Origin of the sequence: Pseudomonas sp. MWU16-30317 (genome assembly GCF_020515695.1) — a bacterium.
Lineage (GTDB): Bacteria > Pseudomonadota > Gammaproteobacteria > Pseudomonadales > Pseudomonadaceae > Aquipseudomonas.
The window spans coordinates 1-16,080 of sequence record NZ_JAIWJA010000008.1 but is presented as its reverse complement, the minus strand read 5'-3'; the positions used below and the strand labels follow the sequence as shown (position 1 = coordinate 16,080).

The 16,080-nt window shown below is 61.4% G+C and carries 15 protein-coding genes and 1 rRNA gene; 5 read left to right on the top strand and 11 right to left on the bottom strand.

What is annotated here, in order from left to right; translation table 11 throughout:
• Positions 1-3: 3 nt before the first annotated feature.
• The 4 genes from nuoK to nuoN are packed head-to-tail and all read left to right on the top strand — an operon-like array spanning position 4 to position 5,206.
• Positions 4-312 (top strand): NADH-quinone oxidoreductase subunit NuoK, encoded by a 309-nt coding sequence (nuoK, locus tag LIX93_RS21055; RefSeq protein ID WP_226505994.1) that lies wholly within the window; start codon positions 4-6, stop codon positions 310-312.
• A complete protein-coding gene (nuoL, locus tag LIX93_RS21050; RefSeq protein WP_226505993.1) occupies positions 309-2,159 on the top strand; it encodes an NADH-quinone oxidoreductase subunit L in 1,851 nt (616 codons plus the stop codon). The genes nuoK and nuoL overlap by 4 nt, the downstream gene beginning before the upstream one ends.
• Before the next feature lie 40 nt (positions 2,160-2,199).
• The gene (gene nuoM / locus LIX93_RS21045; RefSeq protein ID WP_226505992.1) at positions 2,200-3,729 is read left to right on the top strand and encodes an NADH-quinone oxidoreductase subunit M; all 1,530 of its coding nucleotides are present in this window, start codon (positions 2,200-2,202) and stop codon (positions 3,727-3,729) included.
• 7 nt (positions 3,730-3,736) lie between these two features.
• Positions 3,737-5,206: an NADH-quinone oxidoreductase subunit NuoN gene (gene nuoN / locus LIX93_RS21040; RefSeq protein WP_226505991.1), complete on the top strand. Its 1,470-nt coding sequence runs from the start codon at positions 3,737-3,739 to the stop codon at positions 5,204-5,206.
• A 71-nt stretch (positions 5,207-5,277) separates the two neighbouring features.
• On the opposite strand, the gene wrbA is transcribed toward nuoN, so the two are convergent.
• The 10 genes from wrbA to LIX93_RS20990 form a co-directional block, all read right to left on the bottom strand.
• Complete coding sequence (wrbA, locus tag LIX93_RS21035) at positions 5,278-5,877, bottom strand: NAD(P)H:quinone oxidoreductase (protein WP_226505990.1); 600 nt, start codon at positions 5,875-5,877, stop codon at positions 5,278-5,280.
• Positions 5,878-6,034: 157 nt separating this feature from the next.
• Positions 6,035-6,691 (bottom strand): ChrR family anti-sigma-E factor, encoded by a 657-nt coding sequence (locus LIX93_RS21030; protein WP_226505989.1) that lies wholly within the window; start codon positions 6,689-6,691, stop codon positions 6,035-6,037.
• On the bottom strand, positions 6,688-7,173 hold the full coding sequence (locus tag LIX93_RS21025) for a sigma-70 family RNA polymerase sigma factor (protein ID WP_226506228.1): 486 nt from the start codon (positions 7,171-7,173) through the stop codon (positions 6,688-6,690). The genes LIX93_RS21030 and LIX93_RS21025 overlap by 4 nt, the downstream gene beginning before the upstream one ends.
• A 251-nt stretch (positions 7,174-7,424) precedes the next feature.
• A complete protein-coding gene (gene mrdA, locus LIX93_RS21020) occupies positions 7,425-9,317 on the bottom strand; it encodes a penicillin-binding protein 2 (RefSeq protein ID WP_226505988.1) in 1,893 nt (630 codons plus the stop codon).
• Between the two features lie 103 nt (positions 9,318-9,420).
• Positions 9,421-10,494 (bottom strand): AI-2E family transporter, encoded by a 1,074-nt coding sequence (locus LIX93_RS21015; RefSeq protein ID WP_226505987.1) that lies wholly within the window; start codon positions 10,492-10,494, stop codon positions 9,421-9,423.
• 128 nt (positions 10,495-10,622) lie between these two features.
• On the bottom strand, positions 10,623-12,305 hold the full coding sequence (locus tag LIX93_RS21010; RefSeq protein ID WP_226505986.1) for a methyl-accepting chemotaxis protein: 1,683 nt from the start codon (positions 12,303-12,305) through the stop codon (positions 10,623-10,625).
• Between the two features lie 128 nt (positions 12,306-12,433).
• Positions 12,434-13,765 carry a sensor histidine kinase gene (locus LIX93_RS21005; RefSeq protein WP_226505985.1) on the bottom strand — a complete coding sequence of 444 codons (1,332 nt, stop codon included), beginning with the start codon at positions 13,763-13,765 and terminating at the stop codon, positions 12,434-12,436.
• Entirely contained in the window at positions 13,762-14,430 is a 669-nt protein-coding gene (locus LIX93_RS21000) for a response regulator transcription factor (protein ID WP_226505984.1), read from the bottom strand. The genes LIX93_RS21005 and LIX93_RS21000 overlap by 4 nt, the downstream gene beginning before the upstream one ends.
• Positions 14,430-14,744 carry a PepSY domain-containing protein gene (locus LIX93_RS20995; protein WP_226505983.1) on the bottom strand — a complete coding sequence of 105 codons (315 nt, stop codon included), beginning with the start codon at positions 14,742-14,744 and terminating at the stop codon, positions 14,430-14,432. Before LIX93_RS20995 ends, LIX93_RS21000 begins: the two co-directional genes overlap by 1 nt.
• The gene (locus LIX93_RS20990; protein WP_226505982.1) at positions 14,744-15,052 is read right to left on the bottom strand and encodes a PepSY domain-containing protein; all 309 of its coding nucleotides are present in this window, start codon (positions 15,050-15,052) and stop codon (positions 14,744-14,746) included. The genes LIX93_RS20995 and LIX93_RS20990 overlap by 1 nt, the downstream gene beginning before the upstream one ends.
• A 190-nt stretch (positions 15,053-15,242) precedes the next feature.
• On the opposite strand from LIX93_RS20990, the gene queD reads away from it, so the two are divergent.
• The gene (queD, locus tag LIX93_RS20985; protein WP_226505981.1) at positions 15,243-15,599 is read left to right on the top strand and encodes a 6-carboxytetrahydropterin synthase QueD; all 357 of its coding nucleotides are present in this window, start codon (positions 15,243-15,245) and stop codon (positions 15,597-15,599) included.
• Between the two features lie 169 nt (positions 15,600-15,768).
• Here the strand turns inward: queD and rrf are convergent.
• Positions 15,769-15,884: ribosomal RNA gene (rrf, locus tag LIX93_RS20980) — 5S ribosomal RNA — on the bottom strand.
• Between the last annotated feature and the right edge of the window lie 196 nt (positions 15,885-16,080).

Here is a 16,080-nt window from a genome sequence, read left to right as displayed (position 1 = left end):
CCTATGGCAGCTATCCCTCTGGAACATGGCCTGGCGGTCGCCGGCCTCTTGTTCACCCTCGGACTGGTAGGCCTGATGGTCCGCCGTAACATCCTCTTCGTATTGATGAGCCTGGAAATCATGATGAACGCCTCTGCCCTGGCGTTCGTCGTGGCGGGCGCGCGTTGGGCGCAGCCGGATGGACAGATCATGTTCATTCTGGTCATCAGCCTGGCAGCCGCAGAGGCCAGTATCGGCCTGGCGATCCTGCTGCAGCTGTATCGCCGCTTCCATACGCTTGATATCGACGCTGCCAGTGAGATGCGCGGATGAACCTGATCTTTCTGACCTTCGTTTTCCCGCTGATCGGCTTTTTGTTGTTGTCGTTCTCGCGCGGGCGTTTTTCCGAGAACCTGTCAGCGCTGATCGGCGTCGGCTCCATCGGCCTGTCGGCAGTTGTCGCCGCCTACGTCATCTGGCAATTCAATGTGGCACCGCCAGAAGGCGGCGTGTACACGCAACTGCTGTGGCGCTGGATGTCGGTGGACGGGTTCGAACCGAACTTCACCCTGTATCTGGACGGTCTGTCGATCACCATGCTCGGCGTGGTGGTCGGCGTGGGCTTTTTGATCCACCTGTTCGCGTCCTGGTACATGCGCGGTGAAGAGGGCTATTCGCGCTTCTTCGCGTACACCAACCTGTTCATCGCCAGCATGCTGTTCCTGGTTCTGGCCGATAACCTGCTGTTCATCTACTTCGGTTGGGAAGGCGTGGGCCTGTGTTCGTACCTGCTGATCGGCTTCTACTACAGCAACCGCGACAACGGCAATGCCGCCCTCAAGGCGTTCATCGTCACCCGTATCGGCGACGTGTTCATGGCCATCGGCCTGTTCATCCTGTTCCAGCAGCTCGGTACCCTGAACATTCAGGAACTGCTGGTGCGGGCGCCGCAGCATTTCAAGGCCGGCGATTTCTGGATCGTGCTGGCGACCTTGATGTTGCTGGGCGGTGCGGTGGGTAAATCGGCGCAGCTGCCATTGCAGACCTGGCTAGCCGATGCGATGGCTGGCCCTACCCCAGTGTCGGCACTGATCCACGCCGCCACCATGGTCACCGCCGGTGTCTACCTGATCGCGCGTACCCACGGCTTGTTCGCCCTGGCGCCGGATATCCTGCACCTGGTCGGCATCGTTGGTGGCGTGACGTTGGTACTGGCCGGTTTCGCTGCGCTGGTGCAGACCGACATCAAGCGTATTCTCGCCTACTCGACCATGAGCCAGATCGGCTATATGTTCCTGGCCCTGGGCGTCGGTGCCTGGGACGCGGCGATCTTCCACTTGATGATCCACGCGTTCTTCAAGGCGTTGCTGTTCCTCGCGTCAGGTTCGGTGATCCTCGCCTGCCACCACGAGCAGAACATCTTCAAGATGGGCGGTTTGTGGAAAAAGATCCCCTTGGCCTACGCCAGCTTCATCGTCGGCGGCGCGGCCCTGGCGGCCTTGCCGATCATCACTGCGGGCTTCTACTCCAAGGACGAGATCCTCTGGGAAGCCTTCGCCAGCGGTCATACCGGTTTGTTGTATGCCGGGCTGCTGGGTGCGTTCATGACCTCGCTGTACACCTTCCGCCTGATCTTCATCACCTTCCACGGCGAGCCCAAAACTGACGCTCACGCCGGTCACGGTGTGGCGCATTGGCTGCCGCTGAGCATCCTGATCGTGCTGTCGACCTTCATCGGTGCGTGGATTCATCCGCCGCTGGGTGGCGTACTTCCAGAAAGCGTCGGCCATGCCGGTGGCGAAGCCAAGCACAGCCTGGAGATCGCCTCGGGCGCCATCGCCATCGCCGGTATCTTGCTGGCGGCGCTGTTGTTCCTCGGCAAGCGCACCTTGGCTACCTCCATCGCCAACAGCGGCCTGGGCCGGGTGTTGTCGGCCTGGTGGTACGCGGCCTGGGGCTTCGACTGGCTGTACGACAAGCTGTTCGTCAAACCTTACCTGGCAATCAGCCACCTGCTGCGCAAGGACCCGATCGACCAGACCATCGGTCTGATCCCGCAGCTGGTCAAAGGCGGCAACGGCGGCATGAGCCGCACCGAAACCGGCCTGCTGCGCTGGTACGCGCTGTCCATGGCCGCGGGTGCGGTGCTGGTGCTCGGCGCTGTGTTGGTGGCGGTATGACTTTGAATCTTGCGACTTTGCGAAAGGAATTGAGCCCGTCATGATTTTGCCCTGGCTGATCCTGATCCCCTTTATCGGTGGCCTGCTGTGCTGGCTGGCGGAGCGCTCGAGCGCGACGCTGCCACGCTGGATTGCGCTGCTGACCATGTCCCTGGAACTCGCCCTCGGCCTCTGGCTGTGGGCCCACGGTGACTTCACCCTGGCCCCTGCCCCCGGCGAACCCGCCTGGGCGGTGGAATTCAAGCTGAACTGGATTCAGCGCTTCGGCATCAGCGTGCACCTGGCGCTCGATGGCCTGTCGCTGCTGATGATCCTGCTGACCGGCCTGCTCGGCATGCTGTCGGTGCTGTGCTCATGGAAAGAGATCCAGGCGCACGTGGGCTTCTTCCACCTCAACCTGATGTGGATCCTGGGCGGCGTGGTCGGGGTGTTCCTGGCCCTTGACCTGTTCCTGTTCTTCTTCTTCTGGGAAATGATGCTGGTGCCGATGTTCTTCCTCATCGCGCTCTGGGGTCACAGCTCGGCAGACGGCAAGAAGACGCGGATCTACGCAGCGACCAAGTTCTTCATCTTCACTCAGGCCAGCGGCCTGATCATGCTGGTGTCGATCCTCGGCCTGGTGCTGGTCAACTACAGCAACACCGGGGTGATCACCTTCGACTACAGCACATTGCTGAAGACCAAGCTGTCGCTGCACACCGAATACATCCTGATGCTGGGCTTCTTCATCGCCTTCGCGGTCAAGCTGCCAGTGGTGCCGTTCCACTCCTGGCTGCCGGACGCCCACGCCCAGGCGCCGACCGCAGGCTCCGTGGACCTGGCCGGTATCCTGTTGAAGACGGCAGCCTATGGCCTGCTGCGCTTCGCCCTGCCGTTGTTCCCGAATGCCTCGGCCGAGTTCGCGCCGATCGCCATGACCCTCGGCCTGATCGGGATCTTCTACGGCGCCTTCCTGGCGTTCGCGCAGACCGACATCAAGCGCCTGATCGCGTTTTCCAGCGTCTCGCACATGGGCTTCGTGCTGATCGGCATCTACTCCGGCAACCAGCAAGCGCTGCAAGGCGTGGTGATCCAGATGCTGGCTCACGGCCTGTCGGCAGCGGCACTGTTCATCCTCAGCGGCCAACTGTACGAGCGTCTGCACACCCGTGACATGCGCGAGATGGGCGGTATCTGGCCACGGATCGCCTACCTGCCGGCCATCAGCCTGTTCTTCGCTGCGGCGTCGCTGGGCCTGCCGGGCACAGGTAACTTCGTCGGCGAGTTCCTGATCCTGCTGGGCAGCTTCACCATTGCCCCGTGGGTCACGGCGATCGCCACTTCCGGGCTGGTGTTCGGTTCGGTCTATTCGCTGATCATGATTCACCGTGCCTACTTCGGCCCGTCCAAATCCGACGCTGTACTGGCCGGCATGGACAACCGCGAACTGATCATGGTGCTGGGCCTCGCGGCCCTGCTGGTGCTGCTGGGTGTTTACCCGCAGCCCTTCCTCGACACCTCTGCTGCCACTATGACCGGTGTGCACCATTGGCTCGGCACCGCCTTCACTCAACTCGCTTCGGCCCGGTAAGAGCGCTATGGACCTGACGATTCAACACTTTATCGCGCTTGCACCGCTGCTGATCACCAGCCTCACCGTTGTCGTGGTGATGCTGGCGATCGCCTGGCGGCGCAATCACGCGCAAACCTTCCTGATCACCTGTGCGGGCCTGAACCTGGCACTGTTGTCGATTCTGCCAGTACTCAAGCTCACACCGCTGGCGGTCACTCCCCTGCTGCAGGTGGACAACTTCGCCGCGCTGTACATGGCGCTGATCCTGATCGCCACCCTGGCGTGCGTGACGCTGGCCCATGCCTACCTGGGTGACGCCGGTGCGGGCTATCCGGGCAACCGCGAAGAACTTTACCTGCTGATCCTGATGTCGGCGCTGGGCGGCCTGGTGCTGGTCTGCGCACAGCATCTGGCCGGGCTGTTCATCGGCCTGGAGCTGCTGTCGGTGCCGGTGTACGGCCTGGTCGCCTACGCATTCTTCAACAAGCGTTCGCTGGAAGCCGGTATCAAGTACATGGTGCTGTCGGCTGCGGGTTCCGCCTTCCTGCTGTTCGGCATGGCGCTGTTGTATGCCGATGCCGGCAGCCTGAGCTTCAGCGGTATCGGCGCCGCCCTGGCGGCCACCGGCATGCCGAGCAGCCTGGCGCAGTTGGGCCTGGCGATGATGCTGGTGGGCCTGGGCTTCAAGCTGTCGCTGGTGCCTTTCCACCTGTGGACGCCAGACGTCTACGAGGGTGCTCCGGCTCCGGTGGCGGCCTTCCTGGCCACGGCCAGCAAGGTGGCGGTCTTTGCGGTGGTGGTGCGCCTGTTCCAGATTTCGCCAGTGGCGCACTCCGGGGTGCTCAACGATGTGCTGTCGATCATCGCGGTGCTGTCGATCCTGATCGGTAACCTGCTGGCGGTCACCCAGAGCAACCTCAAGCGTCTGCTGGGTTATTCGTCCATCGCCCACTTCGGCTACATGCTGATCGCGCTGATTGCGAGCAAGGGCCTGGCGGTCGAGGCCATCGGTGTTTATCTGGTGACCTATGTGCTCACCAGCCTGGGGGCCTTCGGCGTGATCACGCTGATGTCGTCGCCCTACCATGGCCGTGACGCCGATGCGCTGTACGAGTACCGCGGCCTGTTCTGGCGTCGTCCGTACCTGACCGCAGTGCTCACCGTGATGATGCTGTCGCTGGCAGGTATCCCGCTCACCGCCGGATTTATCGGCAAGTTCTACATGATCGCTACCGGCGTCGAGTCGCGTCAGTGGTGGTTGGTCGGTGCGTTGGTGGTGGGCAGTGCGATCGGCGTGTTCTATTACCTGCGGGTGATGGTGACGCTGTACCTGATGGAGAAATCCATCCGTCGTACCGATGCGCCGATGAAGTGGGAACAGCGCGCCGGTGGTGTGATGCTGCTGGCCATCGCCATCCTGGTGTTCGTGCTGGGTGTGTATCCACAGCCGCTGCTGGAATTGGTGCAGCATGCCGGGTTGCGTCTGGTGGGGTGAAGCCCTGCTCTGCCCTTGCATAAAAAATCCCGCCTCGATGGCGGGATTTTTTTTGGTGCCTGTGTCGCGTATCAGCCAAACAACTTGATCGCGGTCTTGGCCACCAGTTCGCCCTGGAAGCGCGCGCCAGCGAGGTCTACTTCGCCCGGTTGGCGAGAGCCATCACCGCCGGCCACGGTGCTGGCGCCGTAGGGTGCACCGCCGACGATCTGAGTGGCGTCGGTCTGGCCCTGAAAGCTGTAAGGCAGGCCAACGATGGTCATGCCGAAGTGGAACAGGTTGGTGATGATCGAGAACAGCGTGGTCTCCTGGCCGCCATGCTGCGAGCCAGTCGAGGTGAACGCCGCACCGACTTTGCCATTCAAGGCGCCGCGCGCCCACAGGCCACCGGCCTGGTCGAGGAACACGGCGACCTGACTGGCGATGCGGCCGAAACGGGTCGGCGAGCCGAGGATGATTGCATCGTAATGCTCCAGATCGGCCACGGTAGCCACCGGGGCTGCCTGGTCCAGCTTGAAGTGGGCATTGCGAGCGATTTCTTCGGGCACGGTTTCGGGGATGCGTTTGATGTCGACTTCAGCACCGCCGGCGCGGGCGCCTTCGGCCACGGCCTGGGCCATGGCTTCGATGTGACCGTAGGTCGAATAATAGAGAACCAGCACTTTAGCCATGTGTATTGCTCCTGTGCAGTCTCGCCCGAAGATGGACGAGAGGGGTACGTACCGTTGCACAGGTTGTGACGGGTTAAAAACGGATTAATTCGATCGATAGGATCGAAATGCCGCGCTTGGCTGTAACAACGCTTGCTCGCGAAGAGACCAGCAAAGATCACAGCCCGATAAAGGGCTGCATCAAGCGTGGAATCAAGCCACTGAAGCGCAGTGGCGCATCGGTAGCGGCCACGCAGATGCAGTGATCATCGCCCCAGGCCACAGGCTGGTGCTCGATGGTTTCATCCAGGTCAGCTATATCCCCAGGCCCAAAGTGCCCCAACGCATCGCGGTAGGCACCTTTGAGCACCAAGGTCATTTCGCTGCGGCCGTGGCTGTGCACCGGCATGGATGTACCGGGCGCGATATTGAACATCACCAGGCTGCCATCGCCCTCGGCCTTGGCCCGCACCATGCGCACCCCGGGAATCAGCCGACGCCATGGCAGCTGGCTGTAACGCTGGCCGAAATGAGGGTGCAGGCTGACCGGCAGCAGGTCGGCATCGTCGCAGGCGCCAAGGTCGACCACCACCGCAGCGGGCGCAGGCTCGTCAAGTCGCGCCAGCATGGCCAGGCGGCCGCTGGCCATGGGCTCGGGTGTCGGCACTTGCGCGTGCATCAGCAATCCGCCGATGCGCTCGGCCTGCCGCAATTTGCTGCGGCAGGTTGCGCACAACTGTAGATGCGCACCAGCGACCACTGCCAACCCTTGAGGCAAGGAGCCCGCGCAGTAACTGACCAGCGTCGCTTCGTCCAAATGGTGTTGGTCTTTCATTGTGGTGCCTCGACGCCGGCGCGCAGTTTCCGGAACGCCAAGCGCAAGCTCGACTTCACGGTACCCAGCGGTAAATGCAATTGATCGGCGATCTGCCGGTGACTCATGGCTTCGAAATACGCCATGCGAATGACCCGCGCCTGATCTGGCGGCAGGGCCTGCAGCGCCGCCGCGAGCTTCTGCTCTTGGCGGGGACTGAAATCCAGGCTGCCATCGGCCGGTGCTTCGAGCCGCTCCAGCGCCGCCAGCGAGTCTTGGGCCGGCAGCCAGCCGCGGTCCTGGCGTACGTGGTCGATGTACAGGTTGCGAGCGATGCGGTACAGCCAGGTGGCCAGGCTGGCCTTGGCTGGATCAAACTGTTCGGCTTTGTGCCACAGCTTCAGCAAGGCTTCCTGGGTGAGCTCTTCGGCGCGCCCTTCGCAACCGCTCAGCCCTGCCAGATACCGCTGCAGCCGCGGCGCGAAGTGATCGTAGATGCGCATAAAAGCATCGCGATCACGCAACCGCGCGACAGCCTCGACGTCGTCGCTCCAGGGTGGGGTACTGCTCGAATCGCTATCCAGGCTGCTCACGGGACGGGCGTTGCTCCGGGGGGCTGATGCTTGCCTGAATACTAACCGCAGACTCATGCTGGTGGTTCCCATGATTGCCAAAGACCGCCCAGTGGCGGTTGCATCATGGGTATACGCGCAAAGGGCTCGGCTGGATCACTGCGCCGGGTTGAATCTTCGACCTAGACATGGGGGTCACCCGGCGCCTTTGCCGGTGCAGCGTATTCAGGTTTCACGTGGCCATCCTGGTCAAGCAGCCAGGCGTCCATGATTTCACGTACCACGGGCCCGGCCACTCGACCACCGGCCTCGCCGTTCTCGATCATCACGGCGATCACGATACGCGGATGCTCGGCTGGAGCGAAGCCGACGAACAGCGCGTTATCGCGGTTTCGCTCAAGCGTTTTCAGACGGTTGTAACGCTCGCCCTGCTTGATTGCCACCACCTGGGCGGTACCACTCTTGCCAGCGATGCGATATTGCACCCCCACCGCCGCAGCGCGAGCGATACCCCGGGGGGCGTGCATCACCGCCTGCATGCCCTGGTTGACCTCTTCCCAGGCACGCGGGTCCTTGAGCAGGATATTGGGCATCGGGTTTTCGTCCACCGGCTTCACGCCACCCACGGTTTCCGCCAGCCGTGGGCGGTTCCACACCCCCTTGTTGGCGATCAGCGTGGTGGCCTGAGCCAGTTGCAATGGCGTCACCTGCATGTAGCCCTGGCCGATCCCGAGGATCAGCGTCTCGCCCGGGAACCAGGCCTGGCGCCGGGTCGCGCGTTTCCATTGCTGAGATGGCATCAGCCCCGGCGCTTCTTCGAACATGTCCAGCGAGACCTTCTGGCCCAGACCGAACTCGGTCATGTAGTCGTGCAGTCGGTCGATGCCCAGGCGGTGCGCCGTGTCGTAGAAGTAGGTGTCGTTGGAGCGCATGATCGCGTCGTTGAGGTCGACCCAGCCATCACCGGTGCGGTTCCAGTTACGGTATTTGTGATCGTAGTTGGGCAGCTCGTAATAGCCTGGGTCGAATACCCGCGAGGAGGGGGTGATCACACCGCTGTCGAGGCCGGCGATGGCCACTTCCGGCTTGATGGTCGAGCCCGGCGCATACAGGCCGCGCAAGACGCGGTTGAACAGCGGCCGGTCGATGGAATCGCGCAGGGCCGCGTACTGCTTGAAGCTGATGCCGGTCACGAACAGGTTGGGATCGAAACTCGGCTTGCTGACCATGGCCAGCACTTCGCCGGTCTGCGGATCGATGGCCACAACCGCGCCGCGCCGATCACCCAGGGCTTTCTCGGCCGCCGCTTGCAGCTTGATGTCCAGAGTCAGGGTGATGTTCTTGCCAGGCACCGGGTCGGTGTGATTGAGCACGCGCATCACGCGGCCCTGAGCGTTGGTCTCGACCTCCTCAAAGCCGACATGGCCGTGCAACTGCGGCTCGTAGAAGCGCTCGACGCCGGTCTTGCCTACCGATTGGGTACCGCGGTACTCGACCTGGTCGAGTTCCTTGGACTCCTTCTCGTTGATCCGCCCGACATAGCCCACCGAATGGGCGAAGTGCTCGGCATAGGGGTATTCGCGCACGAACTGCGCTTCGACGTCGAGCCCCGGCAGCTGGAACTGGTTGACCGCGACCAAGGCGATCTGCTCTTCGGTCAGCTCGTACATCAAGGTGACCGGCTCGAACGGGTGGCGCACGCGCTTGAGGTCACGGTCGAACTGGGCCCGGTCTTCGTCACTCAAGTGCAGCACCGTGGTCAGTTCGTCGAGCACCTTGGTGGTGTCGCCCGCGCGTTCACGGGTCAGGGTCAGGTTGAAACTGGGCCGGTTGTCGGCAACCACCACACCATTGCGGTCATAGATGACCCCACGTTCGGGTGGGATCGGCAACAGGTGCACGCGGTTGTTTTCAGAAATGGTCGAGTGATAGGCGAACTGGATCACTTGCAGAAAATACAGACGACCAACCAGCGCGAGACTCAGGCCCAGCACCAGCACGGCACAGAACAGCAGGCGGCGATTGACCAGGCCTTTTTCGGTTTCGTGGTCTTTCAGGGGAATCGGTTGTGGCATTGGAACCGCTCTTGGACAAGCGCAACCTCCGGCGGGTGGCGTCCTGCCGCCAGAGGGTCACTGTGTTACTAATGATTTCAAGAATGGCGGCGATGATACCACTTCACGGCAAATCGGCTGGCAATTGTACGCGCTTGCGATTTCCAGCAAAGATGCTCCAGGTCGACATGAACAGCGCGGCGATCAAGGGCCCGATGACGAAACCGTTAAGACCGAACACCGCCATGCCGCCCAAGGTCGAGACCAGGATCAGGTAATCCGGCATGCGCGTGTCCTTGCCCACCAGGATGGGGCGCAGCACGTTGTCGACCATGCCGATCACCAGGATGCCGAACAACGCCAGCACCACCCCCTGCCAGACCGCGCCAGTGAGCAGGAAGTAAGCCGCTACCGGGGCCCAGACGATGCCCGCGCCTACCGCAGGCAGCAACGACAGAAACGCCATCAGCACCGCCCAGAGCAGGGCGCTGGGGATGTCCAGCACCCAGAAGATGAACCCGCCCAACGCACCTTGGGTCACCGCCACCAGCAGGTTGCCTTTGACGGTGGCGCGCACCACGCGGTTGAACTTGAGCTGCAGCCGGCGCTTCTGCTGTTCGGCCATAGGCACGGCTTCCCGAACCCGGCGCACCAGGTCGCCGCCGTCACGCAGAAAGAAGAACAACAAATAGAGCATGATCCCGAAGCTGACGATGAAATCCAGGGTGCCTTGGCCGAAGCTGAACGCCTGGCTGGCGAAGTACTGGCTGCCGACCATGGCGCCCTTGGAGAGTTTGTCTTGCAGGCCCTCGAAGTTGCTTACGCCCAGGCGTTCGAGAAAGTGCTGCGCGAACATGGGCAGCGCTTCCTTGAAGTGGGTGACGTAAGCCGGGATATCCAGCGTGCCGCTCTCGATGTTCTTGTAAAGCGTGGCACCCTCTTGCACCAGCAGTGCACTGATGACGATTACCGGCAAGATGGCAATCAGCATGGCGGTGCCCAGGGTAATCAGCGAGGTGACGTTGCGCCGCCACTTGAAACGCTGGTTGAGGCGCCGCTGCAGGGGGGCGAAGACGATACCGAGGATGATGGCCCAGAACACCGCGCCGTAGTACGGCAGCAGGATCCAGATGAAGGCGATACTGACCAGAATCAGCAGCCCCAGTAGGGTTTTGTTGTGCAGGTGGGTGTGGTTCATGCGCGTTCCGTGTCAAAGGTCTCAAGGCGCCTGACGGGCGCCATGAGGGTTAGTCCCTTGAGCGGGGTGGAACGTTCGATGGTGCGATGTCGCGAGGGGCAAGCCCCCTCGCTACAAGTCTGCCACTGTCAGATCTTGAACTGGCGCACCATCTGCCCGAGGCGCTCGCCCAAGGCGGCGAGTTGGCGAGTGGTTTGCGCGCCCTGCTGGGTTTCGTCGGCAACCGTGTCCACTGCTGTCGCGATCTGATGCACGCTGCGGTTGATCTCTTCAGCCACGGCAGTCTGCTCTTCGGCGGCGGCCGCAATCTGGGCGTTCATGGCGTTGATCGTGGCGATCAGTGCGGCGATGGCATCCAGCGACTGGCCGGCTTCGTTGGCTTTCACCGAACTGCCCTCGCCCGCTTCGCTTGAACGACGCATGGCATCCACGGCCGATGTCGTGCCCTTTTGCAGGCGGTCGATCATCCCCTGGATTTCCTGGGTACTCTGCTGCGTACGACTGGCCAGCGCGCGGACCTCGTCGGCCACCACCGCAAAGCCGCGACCGGCCTCACCGGCTCGCGCCGCTTCGATGGCCGCATTGAGCGCCAACAAGTTGGTCTGCTCGGCAATCGAACGAATCACCCCAAGCACGCTGACGATCGACTGCACATCCTGCTGGAGGCTGTCCAGCGAAGTGCCGCTGGTACGGATGTCGCCGACCAGTGCATGAATCTGCGCAATACTGCCGTCGACCACACGCTTGGCCTGCTGACCTTCTTCGTCGGTCTTCTGCGCGGCCACGGCGGCGCCCTGAGCACTCTTGGCGACTTCCTGCGCAGCCGAGGACATCTCGTTGATGGCAGTGGCCACCTGATCGGTCTCATGGCGCTGACGCTCCATGGCCTGTTCCGAGCGCTGTGCCTGGGACGCCACTTCACCGACCAGGCCGGTGAGCTGGGTGGTCATTTCGGCAATCTGCCGCACCAGCCCGTGGATCTTGTCGACGAAGCGGTTGAAGGAGCCCGCCAGGTCGCCGATTTCGTCGTGGCTGGTAATGGCCAGGCGACGCGTCAGATCGCCTTCACCGGCGGCAATGTCATCGAGATTGGCCTTCATCAGCTTGATCGGACGCACCAGCGCACCGGACATCACCAGGCCGATAAGAACGATCACCACCAGTACCACCACGGCGATACCGACGATGCTCAGGAGCATGTCCTCGACGCGCTCGTCGACACCGGCCTTGACCACTGCCACCTGGGCTTCGATACCGTCAAGATTGACCGCCGTGCCGATCACCATGTCCCACTTGGACAGATACTCGGTGTAGGACAGTTTGGGGACCAGTACCTTGGGGTCATTGGGCAGCGACGAGCTGTATTGGGTGTAATGGCTGCCGTCCTTGCCCGCATCTACCAGCCCCTTGTTCACATACACGCCGTTGGGGTCGCGGGCATCGATGAAGCTCTTGCCGATGCCATCCGGGCTGCTGCCCTTGAACAGCCGCACGGCCTGGGAATCATAACCAAAGAAGTAGCCATCCTTGCCGTAGCTGATAGCCGACAGCATCTTGATGACCTGCTGACGTGCAGCCTGATCGTCGGGGCCGGCAGCATCGTAGATCGGCTTGACGATGCCCAGCGCCACGGCGACGTAGTTTTGCAAGGTCGACTTGGCGTCGTTGAGCAGGCGCTGGCGGGTCTGATCGACTTCTTTTACCGCCTGATCGCGCAGGATCCACACGGTACTCAGGCTGATGACCAGCGCGAACAGCAGGACTGGCAGCACTGCCAGTGATAGAACTTTGCCCTTCAGGCTCAGGCGCATGGTTTGGGTCTCACGTCGTACGGGGAATTCAACGTGTATCGGCGTGGCAGGACAAAAGTTGAGGCATAACCGCCAAGTTATGCCCTTGGGTGGTGCAATTTATTGCTTACAACGCTGATACAGAGCGTTTACGCGATTTCCGCGCGTCCCCGTCGAGGTAGCGTGACGCTGACACGCAATCCGCCCAAGGGGCTGTCGCGCAACTGCAGCTCGCCACCCCACGCGTCGACAATATCTCGCACAATGCCCAGGCCCAGACCGTGTCCGGCGATCTGTTCGTCCAGACGCGCGCCGCGCTGCAGCACGTCATCACGCACGGCCTTGACGATGCCCGGGCCGTCGTCGTCGACCAGCAGTTCATAACAGTCGCGGTTGGCGTCGATGCTCAGGCACACCTCGCTGTCGGCAAACTTGCAGGCGTTGTCCAGCAGGTTGCCCAGCAGTTCGAGGAGGTCCTCCCGATCCCAGGGCAACATCAACCCGGCGGGCACCTCATAGCGAAGTTGCAGGTAGCCACCATGGATGGCGTTCAGCGTGTCGAGCAGGCCGGGCAGCTGCGCATCGCAGTCGAAGGCCATACCCGGCAAGGCATCACCGGACAGCCGCGCCCGAGTGAGTTCACGGTCCAGGCGACGTTTGATCTGCTCGACCTGCGCGCGCAGCTCTTCTCGCAGTTGTGGATGACCCTGCAGGCGCTCACTGGACGCCAGGGTCAGCAATACGGCCAGCGGCGTCTTCAGCGCGTGACCGAGGTTACCCAAGGCATTGCGCGAGCGCTTGAGGCTGTCCTCGGTGTGGGCCAGCAGTTGGTTGATCTGTTCCACCAACGGTTCGAGCTCGATCGGTACCTCGCGGTCGAGTTGCGAGCGCTGGCCTTGCTGCAATTGGTGGATCTGCTGGCGGGCCCGCTCCAAGGGGCCGAGCGCGCGCTTGACTGTCAGGCGTTGCAGCCAGAGGATCAACAGTAGCGCGCCGAGGCCCATGCCCAGGCCGATATGGCGCATGCGTCGGAAGCTTTCCCATACAGGGGTGTAATCCTGTGCCACGGTAATAGTGAACACTTGGCCGAAGCGGCGGTATTGCGAGCGCAACTGCAGCAGGCGCTGCCCCTCGGGCCCGAGCTTGACGTTGGCGCGTACCCCCGGACCGTCGGGAATGGGCATCTCCAGGTCCCACAGCGAGCGGGATCGCCAGTGTTCTTCCGAAAAATCGATACGAAAATAGTGCCCCGACAACGGCCGTCCATAAGCCGGCGAGATGCGTGACTCATCGAGTTGCAAGCCATTGCTGCCACGCACCAGCGCGGTCAGGAGGATTTCACTTTCGTTGCGCAGGCCGGATTCGAGGTACCGCTGCAAGCCGACTTCGAACAGCCAGAGGCTGAACTGGGCCACGACCAGGCCGACGACCACCAGCACGCTGATGAGCCCCAGGCTGAGGCGGCCCTGTATGGATTTCACCGGGCAACGCCGGTGAACAGATAGCCTTGGCCGCGGCGGGTTTCGATCACCTCGCGGCCGAGTTTGCGGCGCAGGTGATTGACGTGCACTTCGAGGACATTGGAGTCGCGCTCGGTTTCGCCGTCATAGAGATGCTCGGACAGGTGGCTTTTGGAAAGCACTTGGCCTGGATGCAGCATGAAGTAGCGCAGCAGACGAAATTCGGCGGCAGTCAGCTGGATCGGCAATTCACCGCTGCAGACGCATTGTCTGCTTTCGTCCAGTTGCAGCCCTGCGGCCTCCAGGGTTGGCTGATTGGCCAGGCCCCGTGAGCGGCGCAGCAAAGACTGAATCCGCAGTTGCAGTTCTTCGGGGTGGAAGGGTTTGGTCAGGTAGTCGTCGGCCCCTGCCTTGAGGCCCTCGATGCGCTCGGCCCATGAACCGCGGGCAGTCAGCACCAATACGGGGACGCTCAGACCGCCGGCGCGCCATTGCTGCAGCACATCCAGCCCTGGGAGACCGGGCAGGCCGAGGTCGAGAATGATCAGATCGTAAGGCTCGCTGCTGCCCTGGTAGACCGCGTCGCGGCCATCCGCCAACCAGTCTACGGCGTAACCGTGGCGGCTGAGACCGGCAATCAGTTCGTCTGCCAGGGATACTGTGTCTTCAACCAGCAGCAGGCGCATCAGTCGTCTTCCTTGTCTTTGAGCAGTTTGCCGGTGGCGGCATCCAGCTTGATTTCACGCACGACGCCTTCGACGGTCAGCAATTCGACTTCATAGATGTACTCGTCATCATGCTTTTCGAGCTCGGCCTCGAGCAATCGTGCGTTGGGATAGCGATCCAGCGCTTGATGCATGAGCTGTTCGAGAGGCAGGATGGCGCCCTTTTGCCGCAGCCTCAAGGCCTCGTCCTGATCCAGATCACGGGCCATCGCCAGCGAGCACAGCGTTGCCAGAGAGAGAATGATGACCTGGGGCAGGCGGGCCTTGAATCTCATCAGCTGTCTACACGATCTTTCAGGATGGCGCCGGTGCTGGCATCCAGGTCAAGTTCCCATTCGCCGCCTTTGTTGTCGCGTAACTCGACTTGATAGACGTACTTACCGTACTCCTGCTCAAGTTCGGTTTGATGAACCTGGGTGCCTGGGTGTTTGGCCAACGCGATGGCGTTGAGCTTCTCGAACGACATTACGGTGCCGGCATCACGCAGGCGCAGAGCTTCGTCTGGACCAAGATCGCGTGCTTGGGCAATGCCGGTTACGCAGACGAAGGTGATAATGCTGGATAGGGTGGCAATGGTTTTCATGATGAATCTCCGTTTATTAGTATGAGCCTTGGCTACGGAATCCATGGTATCGAACGCAACTTAATTGAAACTGAAAGTCGATCGGGTATTGATTGCCAGGTGTGCGACAGGCTGTGTGCCTTGATTATGCCGCAGGCGGAGGCCCAGCTGATAAACTGAAGGCTGTTTTGACTTCAGAGCCTCCCCTATCGTGGAAATATTCAAAGAGTTCACCTTCGAGTCCGCTCACCGTTTGCCCCATGTGCCGGAAGGTCACAAGTGCGGTCGGTTGCACGGGCACTCCTTCAAGGTCGCCATTCACTTGAGCGGTCCGGTCGATCCTCATACCGGGTGGATTCGCGACTTCTCCGAGATCAAGGCGATCTTCAAGCCGCTATATGAGCGCTTGGATCACAACTACCTCAACGACATTCCCGGCCTGGAGAATCCGACCAGCGAAGTGCTGGCCAAATGGATTTGGGATGAGCTCAAGCCTTTATTGCCAGAGCTGTCGAAAATCCGTATTCACGAAACCTGCACCAGTGGTTGTGAGTATTACGGCGATTGAGATGTTTGGCAGGGTCGCCCCCTTCGCGGGCGAGCCTTGCTCCCACGGTATGCACGGCATACAACTGTGGGAGCAAGGCTTGCCCGCGAAGCTGTTGACTTTGACTTTGCCAGGCACCACAAAGACAAAACCCCCACCTGCCTTCGCAGATGGGGGTTTCGGAATTTAATCTTGACGATGACCTACTCTCACATGGGGAAACCCCACACTACCATCGGCGATGCATCGTTTCACTACTGAGTTCGGGATGGGATCAGGTGGTTCCAATGCTCTATGGTCGTCAAGAAATTCTGTTTGCCAGTAGACCGTTTGCGCGGTCTTCCAGCGAATCGGGTATGTGATAATTTGTGGGTGTCGCTTCAGAGTCGACGAACTTTCGGTTCGTGTCATCTCCACAGTCACCGCAATCTGATGCTCTTTCGAGTCGCAAATTGCTTGGGTGTTATATGGTCAAGCCTCACGGGCAATTAGTATTGGTTAG